This window comes from Planktotalea frisia, from assembly GCF_001890925.1.
Classification (GTDB): Bacteria; Pseudomonadota; Alphaproteobacteria; order Rhodobacterales; family Rhodobacteraceae; genus Planktotalea; species Planktotalea frisia.
The window spans coordinates 1-13,283 of the sequence record NZ_MLCB01000001.1; the positions used below are offsets into that span (position 1 = coordinate 1).

Consider the following 13,283-nt stretch of genomic DNA (forward strand, 5'->3'; position numbering starts at 1 on the left):
GTCTTCAAGGTTGGATACATCTTAGCACGCTGTCCAGTTTTGCCGGACCACTTCACAAACTATTAGACCGCAAAATTAAGAAGGCTTATAATGATGATATTCCACGTGAACTATCCCTTGTTCTTGGCGACGGGATATTTTTTCAAATAGATCCATCGCCAGACAAACATGTACATGTAAGGGGAAAGAATATATCATCTTGGATTGGTGAAATATCCAATCTAAGTTATTTTGATTTCAAGGACGAGCTTATAAAGCTTGCACAAGATGTTCAAAGACATTTAGAAAAATTATCCACGACCCAAACCCGCTGGACTAAAAAAGCAGACTTGGACTTAATAATATGGAAGGGTAGTGTCGTAAGCGTTGAAATAAAAGCACCCAATGACAGGCTGCAATCACATCAACGAGAGCAACTAGAGTATGACAATAAAAATGGCATCCATTCTTGGGTGATAAAAGTTCACGAACAGCACCAAACAGACCGCTGAGCGAGGGTATGCACGTTTGTGAAAACCTGTGAGCTAGATGAAAGGTTTTGGAGCGATAGGATGCTTCGATAACGACAACATTATGATGGTTAGCCGCTGTGTGCGCTGGGCAAACACAGGTTCTACTCTGCTTATGTGAATCAGTTAAGCATGTTGGGCTGGGCATTTGGTCGAGCGTGTTCAAAACACCTCAGTCATGCTCACCAATTTGGTACGAAATTTTGGGTGAATTTGGTACGAAACTTTGAAGAGGCCGCTCATAATGGCTATATAAATAAGGGTTTTTGAGATGTAGTGGTGCCCAGGAGAGGACGTCGAACTTTCTGTATTTCCATTTAGTTACAACACTTATTCCAAATTTAAAATATATAAGCGGTCCCGAAAGCGGTCCTGATTTGTGCATCAGATCAGAGTGACATTTTTTGGCTTGCTCCCAAAGCTGGACGGGTTGGCAGGTCAGCTTCCGGCCCATTCCGGCCATTCGCTTGCGATCTGAGTTGCTGCGATGCGGCTCATCGAAGCAGCCATTCACTGCGGCTGCGAAGCCATGTGATCGGCGAATTCACACACTGCGGACTGAGCTGCCATCTTATCCCAATTTGCAAAGGCCCGCTTGGGGCGCTGACAGGGCTTGCAATAATGAAAATAGTTAGTCGACCACTTTCTCATCATAAGCCACTCGTGCTTCATCAATCTTTAATAGATTGTCCATCGCCCAATTACCCAAAACACTGACGGGTTCTCGAAACGATTGTCCCAATTCAGTCAGGTCATATTCAACCTTTGGCGGGATCGTTGGGTAATAGGTTCGGTTCACAAGGCCATCGCGTTCCAGTTCTTTCAGCGTCAAACTGAGCATACGTTGCGAGATGCCAAGGTTGCGTTTGAGCTCATTGAACCGCAGCGTCCCGTATTGCGCGAGCGAGATCACAACGAGCACACTCCAGCGATCACCCACGCGCGACAGGACTTCATTGATGCGATGGCAATCCGGGCAGCGATCATCGTCCAGCATAGTGGTTCCCTTTTTGTGACCTAGGTTCAAGCATGTGCCTTCTTGTGGCGCATTTCAGTGTCCCTTAGGTAGTCAGTCACAAATGTATACTACCCAATACGGGTTCTGACAATAGGATGAAAACCATGACAGCCAAGCCACTCGATGACCTTCTGAATTGGCGCTATGCCACCAAGAAGATGGACCCATCAAAAACCGTCCCTCAGGAAAAGGTTGATGCCATCATTGAGGCAATTCGCATGTCTCCGACATCCAGCGGTACCCAGCCGTTTGAAGTGTTCGTGGTGACAAACCCAGACGTTCGCAGCAAAATTGCTGAAGCCGCAGGCGGACAGGCACAGATCACCGACGGTTCTCATACCTTGGTTTTTGCCGCGTGGGACAATTACACGGCTGAGCGCATCGACGAAGTTGTTGATCTGAACGTTGCAGCGCGTGGTGATCTGCCAATGCTGCACGCTTATTACGATAATCTGAAATCCAACTACGTTCCCCGCGAGGCCGAAGTGAATTACGCCCATGCTGCTCGCCAAGCCTATATCGCTCTGGGCATCGCTCTCGTCGCCGCTGCTGAGCAAGAAGTGGACAGCACTCCGATGGAGGGCTTCAGTTCCGAGGCCGTCGATACAATTCTGGGCTTGAAAGAGCGTGGTTTGCGCTCTGTGGTCCTTATGCCACTTGGCTATCGCGACGAGGCGGGCGATTGGTTGTTGCAGATGAGCAAGGTACGCAAATCCCGCGATACGCTTATTACGGAGGTCAACTAACGTGGGTCTGCTCCGTAAAATTCTCCGAACACAGCCGACACCAACAGCAGACGGCGCGTTTAGCCCGTCTGCTTTGGCGATCAAATTGGGCACTTCATCCACAACAGATTATGACGGCGGTGCGTATCCCAGCCGTTACACCGGTAGCAAAAACCGCGTGCTTATGATCTGCACCGAGCAACGCAATATGACGATGGCCAATGGCAAGAAATTCTCGACGGGGAACCACCCTGTTGAGATGGGTCTGCCGATGTTGCACTTGATGAACGCAGGATTCGAGATCGATATCGTCACGCCGACTGGCGCGCCTGTTGCGATTGAAATGTGGGCGATGCCCGCAGACGACGCGGATATACAAAAGCTCTACCGTGACTATGAGAGTGCGTTTCAAAACCCAGGTAGCCTTGCTGACTTTGTCTCAAAAAGCATGACGGACGACGCACCCTACGCCGCAATTTTCATTCCTGGCGGCCACGGCGCGATGCTTGGATTGCCCGATAGTGCCGACCTCGGAAAAGTGCTCCATTGGGCGCATAATACGAACTTTCATACCCTCGCGCTATGCCACGGCCCTGCCGCGTTGTTAGCTGCAAAAAGTGACGCGGGTTTCTTGTATGCGGGCTACAAGATCACCGTGTTCCCAGACTCTGTAGACAAACAAACGCCAATGATTGGCTATCTACCTGGTCCAATGCCATGGTGGGTTTGCGAAAAACTGAGAGCGCAGGGTGTGGAAATCATCAACAAAAAGGCTGATAACTCGGTCCATGTTGACCGCCGTCTTGTGACCGGTGCAAGCCCTCAGGCGGCCAATAATTTCGGCAGGCTCGCCGCAGAGACTTTGTTAAAACGCACTGAAGCGAATTCGTAAATATTAAAGGCGCACATCATGACTGACACGAAATCCCCACTCCGCATTGATATCGTCTCTGATGTGATGTGCCCTTGGTGCATTATTGGATATCGCCAACTTGCGATTGCCTTAGAGGCAAGTGACGTCGCGCATGAAATTCACTGGCATCCCTTTGAATTGAATCCGAATATGCCAGCCGAAGGACAAGATGTCGGCGAACATCTGGCCGAGAAATATGGAACGACGCCAGAACAATCGGCCGCCAATCGAGCAAACATGACAGCAGTTGGACAGGAACTTGGGTTCGATTTCAACTTTGCTGACGGCTTTCGCATGCACAACACATTCAACACACATCAATTGTTGCATTGGGCAAATGAACAAGGCCGCAAGCATGACTTAAAACAGGCTCTTTTCACCGCGCACTTTACCAATGGGCGGAACTTGTCTGATGATGCTGTTCTGGTCGAAATTGCAGGTGAGATCGGGCTGGATCGCGTTGAGGCTAAAGCGGTTCTAGAAGATCAAAGGTTTGCGAACACGGTGCGTCAAGAACAGCAATTCTGGACTGGGCAGGGTATTAGCGGTGTGCCTGCTGTCGTTTTTGATCGGAAGCATCTGGTGACCGGGGCGCAGGGCGTCGACAACTTCAAAAACATCCTTACGCAATTGCAGGAAATGCGTACTTAGCGTTTCCCTTTTAAATGCGGGCAAGACGCCAATCTGCAAAGAGATCAGATTGTTCCGAGAATGTCTTGGTATCGTGACCTGAAAACAGCCCATCCTGGGTTACAAGAACGGTCCGCCAACCTCTTGCAGCCGCTCCGAGAATGTCCGTGTGCAACGTGTCGCCGCACATCGCGATACGATCTGGTTTCACGCCCGGCAAAGAAGCTTCGATTAAATCATAAACTTCTGGGAACGGCTTGCCAAAGAATTGGACCTGATTTGGAATTAGATCCGCAATCAAGTGTCCAAAATGACCGGGCTCAACCGAAAATCCATCATCCCGTGGCGCAGCCAAATCTGCATTTCCAATCAAAAGGGGCCGAGGATTGCGTTTCATTGACGTCACCAAAAGTTCTTGTTTTTGGGCCGTCCAATCCGCTGTTGAAAGGAATAGAAATTTTTCAACGGCGTCGTAGTCCTCCGCCACATCTCCAAGCCGGGTCAAGGACTCTGGCAGATCAATCAGTGCGTCGTTATCTGCGCAAATGACGCCCCAACGTGCGTCCCCGATGTGTTGCAGTGCGGCTTCTCGACTGGTGATGATCTCATCATCCTTTACGCGAACGCCAAGTCGTTTAAATTTCGCGATTGCACCGGCACGGTCATAACTGGCCGCATTGGTCAAAATTCGAATAGCACACCCTCGCTCACGAAGCTGATCAAGCCGGACGTCCGCATCAGGAATCAAAGTCTCACCAACGTTCAAAACGCCAAAAGCATCAAAAATAAACGCGTCAACATCATCTGAAATATCCAATAGTGAGTCTATATCTAGCGTTTCTGGAGCGGCGTTCACTGCAGGAAAACGGGAGCGAACTTCTTGATAACGATCAAAAATTTCCTTGGTTGTTAGCATTTTTCCCTCAGACTTTGATCATCTTTTCACCCTTCCCACCTTAGCGGAAAAATTCGTGCAGGAAAGATTAAAACGACAAAATAAAATGTTGTTTTGTTGCTTTAAGCGATCTAACGTTCAAGCGACTCATATTGCTGAGGGCGAAATGTCATCAAAGAAACGAACGCGTCGCGAAGCGATCACACAGCTTGTTTTAGAACAAGGCGCTGTGTCTATCGGCTCACTTGCGGAGCGCTTCGATGTCTCCATGCAGACGATCCGGCGCGATGTGGATGCGCTTTGCGAAGGGGATATGCTGCACCGTGTTCATGGGCGTATTGAGCTCAGCGAAGAGTTTCTAAATACGCCATTTGATCAACGTGCGGGCACCAATCTTGTTGGCAAACGCGCAATTGGTGAAGCTGCTGCACGGCTCATCCCCGATGGCGCGACGTTGTTCATTTCGATCGGCTCGACACCCTTAAGCGTCGCGCAAGCACTTCGCCGACGCAAAGGTTTAACAGTCATCACCAACAACTTAAGTGCGGCGATGACACTAAGCGAAGAGGTTTCGAACCGGATCATCCTACCGGGCGGCGAAGTACGTTTGCCCGATCGTGATATTCTTGGAAATGAGGTCTTGGATTTCTTTGGCCGGTTTCGCGCAGACTTTGCAGTTTTTGGCGCAGCCGGTGTCGCTGAAGACGGCGGATTGTTGGAATTTCACACGACTGAAGTCAAAGCGACACAAAAGATTTGTGAAAATGCGCAAAGATCCATCTTGGCGATCGATGGTTCCAAATTTGGCCGCCAAGCCCCCGCTTTGGGCGACAATATCGTGGATATAGACACAGTCATCGTCGACCGCCCACCAAACGGCGCATTCGAGCCGCTGATGAAAAAGATCAAAGACCACCTACTCGTGGCCGAAGGAGAACTGACATGACAGCCTCCCCCTTTGTGGTGCTGAAAGATGTGGCAAAGCGCTGGAATGGGCAGCTGGGTGTTGAAGGGATTTCGCTTGAAATTCCTGAGGGCAGCTTTACCGCTTTGCTTGGTCCGTCTGGTTGTGGAAAGTCTACCACGCTGCGCTTGCTCGCAGGTTTAGAATTGCCCGACGAAGGCCAGATTTTCATCGATGGTAAGGATGTCACGACAAGCGCGGCCTCTGATCGCAACCTATCTATGGTGTTTCAATCCTACGCGCTTTTCCCCCATTTATCTGTAGCTGAAAACGTTGTGTTCGGCCTCAAGGTTCGCCGCGTCCCAAAAAAGGAACGCCAAGAAAAACTGCATCGCGCCTTAGAGATCACAGGGCTTCTTGGGTATGAAAACCGCAAGCCCGGCGAACTATCTGGCGGTCAAAGACAACGTGTCGCTCTGGCACGCGCGATTGTGGCCGGACAGCGCCTTTGCTTGATGGATGAGCCGCTCTCTAATCTTGATGCTAAGCTGCGAAACTCAGTGCGCAAAGACATCAAAAAACTACAGCGCGATCTGGGCATCACCGTTGTTTACGTGACCCACGATCAAACCGAGGCGATGAGCATGGCCGACACGGTTGTTTTGATGAAAGACGGTCATATCCAACAGGTCGGTACGCCTGAGAACCTTTATAACAGTCCCAACAACACCTTCGTGGCTGAGTTCGTTGGCGCACCTCCTATGGCATTGATTGGGACAGATGCGCTGAGTGGGTTCGAGCAAGGCAAAACCATCGGTGTTAGAGCCGAGAACATTCAAATCGTTCCAAAAGGTGAAGGGCGGTTGAGCTGTACTGTGAATGAGAGCGAGTTCTTGGGATCTGAAACTCTCATCGGCCTCGATCATGCGGATGCAGCGGGGCTTTGCGTTTTGAAACCTGGCCTGTCGATGATGCCTGAAGGCGATCAGATCGACATCACTTTTAGCGACGAACACCTGCACGTCTTTGACGCCGCAGGCCAACGGCTGGCGGGATAAATCACCGCACAGATAAAAACGACAACAACACCTAGGGAGAAAACCATGAAGCTATTTTCAACAACCGGATTGGCAACTGCGCTCGCAGTCGGGCTTATCACGTCCGCAAGCGCGGAAACTGAATTGACGATGTATTATCCCATCGCTGTTGGCGGAAAGCTGACCGAAGTTGTGGACGGTATCGTCGAAAAATTCGAAGCCGCGAACCCTGATATCAGCGTAAACGCCATTTATTCAGGCAACTACGATGACACACGCGTGCGCGCTTTGTCTGCGCTTGCCTCTGGCGAGCCTGCGCAATTGGCTGTGATGTTCTCTATCGATGCCTATGACCTGATCGAGCAGGACTTGGTCGTGCCATTTGAGGACGTCGCAACATCTGACGCCGACAAAGAATGGCTCGGCAGCTTTTACCCAGCTCTGATGGCCAATGGCCAAATCGAGGGCAAAACATGGGGCATCCCGTTCCAGCGCTCAACAATCGTTGCATATTACAACAAGGATTTGTTCCGCGCGGCCGGACTTGACCCAGAAGCGCCGCCAAAAACGTGGGATGAGATGATTTCCATGGGCAAGGTGCTCACCAAGGACGACACATACGGCCTGATGATCCCGTCCACAGGCTATCCATATTGGATGTTCCAAGCGCTTGCAATCCAAAATGGCAAGGAAGTCATGTCGGACGACGGTCTGACAACTTACTTCGACGATCAAGCCGTTGTGGATACGCTTGAATTCTGGAAATCGCTGTCGGGCGAGCATGGCATCATGCCAACAGGCACGGTTGAGTGGGGCACATTGCGCCAAGCCTTCCTTGAAGGTCAAACCGCGATGATGTGGCACTCCACTGGAAACCTGACGGCTGTTAAGAACAACGCTAAGTTTGATTTTGGCGTCGCTGAATTGCCTGCCAATGTACGTTTAGGTTCCCCGACAGGCGGCGGTAACTTCTACCTCTTCAAAGACACAACCGATGAAGAGAAAGCTGCCGCGCTCAAGTTGATGCAATTCATGACATCACCAGAGCAAGCCGCAGCATGGTCCATCGCGACAGGTTACATGGGTGTTTCCCCCGCCGCGTACGAGACAGAAGCGCTCAAGGCTTACACGGAAGAATTCCCGCCAGCTTTGGTTGCGCGTAATCAGCTTGAGAACGCTGTTGCAGAGTTCTCGACGTTTGAGACAGCGCGCGTGCGTGACGGTTTGAACAGCGCGATCCAGTCGGCGTTGACCGGTTCCAAAGAGGCTGCAGATGCCTTGGGTGAAGCGCAAGCCGCAGCAGTGCGTCTGCTACGCGACTACCAGTAAATAAATCCGTGAGGCCAGCGCTGTTTCGCGTTGGCCTTTCGACAACTAAACCGGAGACGATTGATGTCAGCACATGCCAATCTTGAACGCCGTAGACAGGCTATTTACGGCTGGCTTTTGCTGTCTCCTGCCGCCGTGTTGCTCACGGTATTTGCATTCTATCCGTCCATCGCGACCCTTTGGTCGAGCACGTTTTCGCGTGGCACGCGCCGCAAACCGACCGAGTTCGTTGGTAGCGAAAACTATATGGACCTCTTTGCCGATCCGATCTTTTGGCAGGTCGTCAAAAATAACTTGTTTTATGCGGGCATCACGATCCCTGTGTCGATTTTTATCGCACTAGCGATGGCACTTTGGGCCAACTCCAAAATTTCCGCGCGCGGTTTCGTGCGCACCGCCTATTTCACGCCAACAGTTCTACCAATGATCGCCGCCGCAAATCTATGGCTCTTCTTTTATACCCCTGGCTTAGGCGTGTTGGATCAAATCGGTAGTATGTTTGGTTTGCCTTCCGTCAATTGGCTTGGCCAACCCGAGACAGCATTGTGGGCAATTATTATCGTGACGATCTGGAAGGAAGCGGGCTTTTTCATGATCTTTTATCTCGCCGCCTTGCAAACGATCCCGGAGGATCTGAAAGAAGCCGCTGATATCGAAGGTACGAGCCGCTGGACTTACACGCGTCGCATCGTTCTGCCCCTCTTGATGCCGACCACATTGTTCATCGCCGTGAACGCCATGATCAATTCGGTCAAGCTGATCGATCACCTGTTCATTTTGACCAAAGGCGGGCCTTCGGACGCCTCCAAACTGATCTTGTATTACATCTGGGAGATGGCCTTCGCCTTTTTCGATGCACCGCACGCAGCAGCGATGACGATCCTTGTGATCGCAGTGCTCGGGATCGTGGCAGCCGTGCAGTTCTTCTACCTTGATAAGCGGACACACTACCAATGAAGAGCCTCACCAAATTCATGGATAGCTTTGGTGCGATCCTGTTGGCGATCATCTGGATCGCGCCGCTTTTGTTTGCTTTCTGGGCTGCAACGCATTCCACCTCTGATGCTGTGAACCTCAACCTGTTTTCACCTTGGACATTGGACAATTTCCGAGTGGCGTGGGACGGAGCGCCCTGGCTGAAGTATTTTATCAACACCTTCTTGCTGGTGACGGTGATCTTAATTGGTCAATTTGTCTTGACGACCCTTGCGGGCTTTGCCTTCGCACAGCTCCAATTTCCGGGTAAGGATTTCGTGTTCATCCTTGTACTTATGCAGCTCTTCATTCTACCCGAAGTCCTGATCGTCGAGAACTACGCAATGGTCTCACGCCTTGGCCTGTTCGATACAATTCTTGGTGTAGGCATGCCCTACATGGCCTCTGCATTTGGTATTTTCTTGATGCGTCAAGCGTTCAAAGGTGTGCCAATTGAGTTGCACGAGGCCGCACGGATTGAAGGCTGTGGTCTTCTTGGCATCTTGTGGCGGGTCTATGTGCCGCTCGCTAAGCCAACCTACCTCGCCTATGCACTGGTGTCTGTATCCACGCATTGGAACAATTTCTTGTGGCCCTTGATTGTCACAAATTCGCCTGAAACACGGCCGTTGACAGTTGGCTTATCGATCTTCGGCGCACCTGAGAACGGCGTAGATATCAGTATAATCTCCGCCGCCACGTTGATGTCAGTTGCGCCGCTTCTGATCGCCTTCTTGATCTTCCAGCGCCAATTCGTTCAAGCTTTTTTGCGTGCAGGTATAAAATGACAGCGATCCTTCAAATCACTGACACGCATATTGTAGCTGAAGGAGTGCTCGTATCTGGCAAACTCGACACCAGGGCTGCGTTAAAGCGACTGGTATCGCGTCTCTGCTCAATCCAAAATAAGATCGGCACAGTTGATGCGGTTCTGGTGAGCGGCGATCTGAGCGATGATGGCTCTTCAGAAAGCTATGAGCAGTTCAAGGCCTTGATAGCACCGCTTGGTCTGCCATTGCACATCATCCCGGGCAACCACGACGCGCGCGAACCGATGCGCGCTGCTTTTGCAGAACAATTGCCCGTTAAAGGCCCGCTGAATTGGCACGTGCAGATTGGCAAGGTTCACATGATTGGCCTTGATACGTTAGTCGAAGGACACCGGCACGGCACTTTAACGGACGAGACTCTGACTTATCTGCGCAATGCTTTGATCCGTGCAGACGGAGCTCCGGTCTTGTTGGCGCTGCATCACCCGCCATTCCTATCTGGGATCAGGTTCATGGATGACATCGGATTAACCAATCAAGGTGCCATCAAACAAGCGGTGTCGAGGTACTCCGGTAAGATGCACATCGTATGTGGCCACATCCACAGCATGATGCTGACGAACATCGCAGGCCACGTCGCGATCTCTGCGCCTTCGCCCAACAGCACTTTTGAATTCGACCAACGTGATGAAGCACCCGTTGGTTTTTTCACCCAAGAAGGCGGCTGCCTATTGCACCGTTGGAACGACGGTTTTCAAACTGTGCGCATTGGACCTGTCGCAGGTGCTGGTCCTTTTTCGTTCTAATCCAATAACTTGATAGAGAGCTTAACCCGTGAATGAACCGCAGGTGATCCAGACCCTTATTAGCATAGCCGGCGCTGCTGCTCTGCTGATCTGGGCTGTGCGGTTGGTGCGCACAGGTGTTGAGCGCGGTTTCGCGACGCCAATGCGTGTGTGGCTTCGACATTCAGCCAAAAACAGACTTCTCGCTGCTGGTACAGGCATGGGTGCGGCGATTTTGTTGCAAAGCGCCACTGCTGTTGCTGTTTTGATTTCAAATTTTGTGGCGAAAGGCAGTTTAACGACTGCCACAGGCTTGGCCATTCTATTAGGAGCAGATGTAGGATCAGCGATTGTCACGCAACTGTTGATGGTACGCCAACCTATATTGATCCCTTTGCTTATCTTGATTGGCGTGGCGGTCTTCTTGCGTGGCGAAGGAAGCAGTACGCGCCAAATTGGCCGCATCCTCATTGGTCTCGCTCTGATCTTTGTGTCGCTCGATATGATCCGAAGTGCCACAGAACCGATGATAGCGAACCCCGGCACACAAGCCGTAATGGGCTATCTCGGACGTGACCTGCTCACAGCGTTTGCCATTGGCGCAGTGTTTGCTTGGGGCGTGCATTCAAGCGTCGCTGCCGTGCTTTTGTTCGTCACCTTAGCCGGGCAAGGTATCTTACCCGTTCCTGCTGCAAGCGCGATGATCTTGGGTGCAAATCTCGGTGGTGCTTTCATCGCCTTCGTCCTAACCTTGGCTGCGCCCATTGCATCACGCCGGATGATCGTGGCCAATCTGGTACTGCGCGGTAGCGCGGCCATTTTGGCGACACTTCTTATCGCTACGATGCCGAGTCTATTGGAATACTTAGGAAGCTCCGCTGCCCGACAAACCATCAACTTACACCTTGCGTTCAACCTAATGCTCGCTCTTCCTGGCTTGTTCATTATCGGCCCGACGACTGCAGTTTTGCAGCGGTTGATGCAAGAGCCCGTTGCAACAGAACACTCCCTGAAAAGTCTCAGCGCGCTTGATCCCGCTTTGATCGATAAACCTCAACGCGGCCTTGATTGCGCGGCACGTGAACTACTCGGAATGGGTCAAAAGATCGAACGTATGCTCGCCGCCATCGAGCCACTCTATGACAAATGGGATCAAGCTGCTGCGCAATCCATCAGAAATGAAGACGCGACCATCAAGAAAATGCACGTTGAGATCAAACTCTACCTCGCGCGGACGGGCCAAAAAGGACTGGAAGAAGACCTAAGCCGTCGCTTGATGGACCTCGCGTCGATTTCTGCAAGTCTGGACTCCGCCTCGGATGCGATCACGCGGATCATGTTAGAATTGGCCAAACGCCTAGATGCACAAGATCTGCATTTTTCTCCAAAAGGGCGCGAGGAAATCAGCGCATTCTCCGATCGCGTTCAAAGCAACGTGCAGCTGGCTCTCAATGTGATGATGAACCAAAACCCTGCTGAGGCGCGTGAATTGGTGGCTGCAAAAGACAAAGTGCGCAAAGTCGAGCAAAAGCTGCAACGAAGCCACATCAGCCGCTTGCGTGAAGGTTTGTCAGAGAGCATCGAAACGAGCAACATCCACCAAGAAACCCTGCGTGCGCTGAAACAGATCAACACCGCTTTTTCAATGGTCGGATACCCGATCCTTTTGAAAACCGGGAACCTGCTAAAAAGCAGGCTTTCATAGCGTTTTGCATACCCCAAGAGCAGACCTTTTGCTAATCTGCAAAATTTGAATTCTTGGGCTCTTTGCTACCGTTAGATCGGTCGCAACATTGAATGATATGCTAGCTTGGTCAACATCGGGTTGTCGATGTGGGAGGGATTGGTGGATCGGAGGATCAGTCATGGAAACACCAAACTTAACCGCCATTCGCGCTTTGCGTCCCGCCTGGAACAAAGGACGCATTGTCGGTCAGAAGCGCCCACTGAAACCCAAACATGTTTGGGCCATCCGCGTAAGGCTCGAACTGGCTGACAACCATCGCGATCTCGCGCTTTTCAACCTTGCCTTCGACAGCAGGCTGCGCGGTTGCGATCTGGTCAAGATGAAAGTGGTCGATGTTATGGCGTCTGGCCAAATCAAAGAACAGGCGTCTGTGCTGCAAAGCAAAACCCAGAAACCCGTGCACTTCGAAATATCTGAGGTACCAGAGCTTCGCTTGCGAAATGGATGGAAGATCCGCTGATGGTCGGGTCCGAATATCTTTGGCCTGGACGCTTCCACGAGCGCTTGCATATCTCAACCCGTCAATATGCCCGTATTGTTAGGGACTGGGTTTCGTCGATCGGTTTAGAGGTAACAGCCTTTGGGAGACCCATTCGATGCGGCGCACTAAGGTCACCCAGATATACAAGAAAACAGGCAACTTGCGCGCAGTCCAGCTGCTGTTGGGTCATACCAAGATGGACAGCACAGTGCGTTATCTTGGCGTTGAGCTAGAAGACGCACTTGCAATCTCAGAAGCCATTCAAATATAGAAAAATGGGCCGCTGTTGCAGGCGGCTCGTTCCAGACGTTAGATCGATTGCAGCATTTTTAGTTTAGCCTTGTCAATGAATGACAGCTTTCCCATGCGGTCCGCGGAGATTTTGCAACCGCGGCGAACTTCCGCTTCCCGCCGATTGTGTTGAAAAACTCGTTGGTTTCAGCCTTTCGAAGTGGGTTATCACATTGATTTTACTTGGACGTCTGTATGTCGACCACGATGTTAGCCTTTGGCGGGCACCAACGGCTTGAGTTTTGCGAGTTTCCGAAGGTTTTGGGCGATTGCT

General features: G+C 51.2%; 13 protein-coding genes and 1 pseudogene. 12 read left to right on the forward strand and 2 right to left on the reverse strand.

Features of this window, described 5'->3' with window-relative positions; all coding sequences use genetic code 11:
* Window positions 1-491, forward strand: a 491-nt coding sequence (locus PFRI_RS21210) for a VRR-NUC domain-containing protein (RefSeq protein WP_175549215.1), incomplete at its 5' end; no start/stop codon positions are given.
* A 649-nt stretch (window positions 492-1,140) separates the two neighbouring features.
* Here the strand turns inward: PFRI_RS21210 and PFRI_RS00010 are convergent.
* Window positions 1,141-1,506 (reverse strand): winged helix-turn-helix transcriptional regulator, encoded by a 366-nt coding sequence (locus PFRI_RS00010; protein ID WP_072628724.1) that lies wholly within the window; start codon window positions 1,504-1,506, stop codon window positions 1,141-1,143.
* Between the two features lie 116 nt (window positions 1,507-1,622).
* On the opposite strand from PFRI_RS00010, the gene PFRI_RS00015 reads away from it, so the two are divergent.
* From PFRI_RS00015 to PFRI_RS00025, 3 genes are read left to right on the forward strand one after another with little or no spacing between them, the layout of a single operon-like run.
* Complete coding sequence (locus PFRI_RS00015) at window positions 1,623-2,273, forward strand: NAD(P)H-dependent oxidoreductase (protein WP_175549216.1); 651 nt, start codon at window positions 1,623-1,625, stop codon at window positions 2,271-2,273.
* A gap of 1 nt (window position 2,274) precedes the next feature.
* Window positions 2,275-3,144: a glyoxalase III HchA gene (gene hchA, locus PFRI_RS00020; protein WP_111445637.1), complete on the forward strand. Its 870-nt coding sequence runs from the start codon at window positions 2,275-2,277 to the stop codon at window positions 3,142-3,144.
* A gap of 18 nt (window positions 3,145-3,162) precedes the next feature.
* Complete coding sequence (locus tag PFRI_RS00025) at window positions 3,163-3,816, forward strand: DsbA family oxidoreductase (RefSeq protein WP_072628726.1); 654 nt, start codon at window positions 3,163-3,165, stop codon at window positions 3,814-3,816.
* Window positions 3,817-3,826: 10 nt separating this feature from the next.
* Here the strand turns inward: PFRI_RS00025 and PFRI_RS00030 are convergent, their stop codons facing one another.
* A complete protein-coding gene (locus PFRI_RS00030; RefSeq protein WP_072628727.1) occupies window positions 3,827-4,711 on the reverse strand; it encodes an HAD-IIA family hydrolase in 885 nt (294 codons plus the stop codon).
* A gap of 145 nt (window positions 4,712-4,856) precedes the next feature.
* Between PFRI_RS00030 and PFRI_RS00035 the strand changes: the two genes are divergently transcribed.
* The 8 genes and pseudogenes from PFRI_RS00035 (at window position 4,857) to PFRI_RS00070 (ending at window position 12,989) form a co-directional block, all read left to right on the forward strand.
* Complete coding sequence (locus tag PFRI_RS00035) at window positions 4,857-5,636, forward strand: DeoR/GlpR family DNA-binding transcription regulator (protein WP_072628735.1); 780 nt, start codon at window positions 4,857-4,859, stop codon at window positions 5,634-5,636.
* Window positions 5,633-6,652: an ABC transporter ATP-binding protein gene (locus PFRI_RS00040; protein WP_072628728.1), complete on the forward strand. Its 1,020-nt coding sequence runs from the start codon at window positions 5,633-5,635 to the stop codon at window positions 6,650-6,652. The genes PFRI_RS00035 and PFRI_RS00040 overlap by 4 nt, the downstream gene beginning before the upstream one ends.
* Window positions 6,653-6,697: 45 nt before the next feature.
* On the forward strand, window positions 6,698-7,960 hold the full coding sequence (locus PFRI_RS00045) for an ABC transporter substrate-binding protein (RefSeq protein WP_072628729.1): 1,263 nt from the start codon (window positions 6,698-6,700) through the stop codon (window positions 7,958-7,960).
* Between the two features lie 63 nt (window positions 7,961-8,023).
* Complete coding sequence (locus tag PFRI_RS00050) at window positions 8,024-8,917, forward strand: carbohydrate ABC transporter permease (protein ID WP_072628730.1); 894 nt, start codon at window positions 8,024-8,026, stop codon at window positions 8,915-8,917.
* A complete protein-coding gene (locus PFRI_RS00055) occupies window positions 8,914-9,723 on the forward strand; it encodes a carbohydrate ABC transporter permease (protein WP_072628731.1) in 810 nt (269 codons plus the stop codon). The genes PFRI_RS00050 and PFRI_RS00055 overlap by 4 nt, the downstream gene beginning before the upstream one ends.
* Window positions 9,720-10,511 carry a phosphodiesterase gene (locus PFRI_RS00060; RefSeq protein ID WP_072628732.1) on the forward strand — a complete coding sequence of 264 codons (792 nt, stop codon included), beginning with the start codon at window positions 9,720-9,722 and terminating at the stop codon, window positions 10,509-10,511. The genes PFRI_RS00055 and PFRI_RS00060 overlap by 4 nt, the downstream gene beginning before the upstream one ends.
* 28 nt (window positions 10,512-10,539) lie before the next feature.
* Window positions 10,540-12,195 carry a Na/Pi cotransporter family protein gene (locus PFRI_RS00065; protein WP_072628733.1) on the forward strand — a complete coding sequence of 552 codons (1,656 nt, stop codon included), beginning with the start codon at window positions 10,540-10,542 and terminating at the stop codon, window positions 12,193-12,195.
* A 160-nt stretch (window positions 12,196-12,355) separates the two neighbouring features.
* Window positions 12,356-12,989 (forward strand): annotated as a pseudogene (locus PFRI_RS00070) (tyrosine-type recombinase/integrase).
* Window positions 12,990-13,283 lie beyond the last annotated feature (294 nt).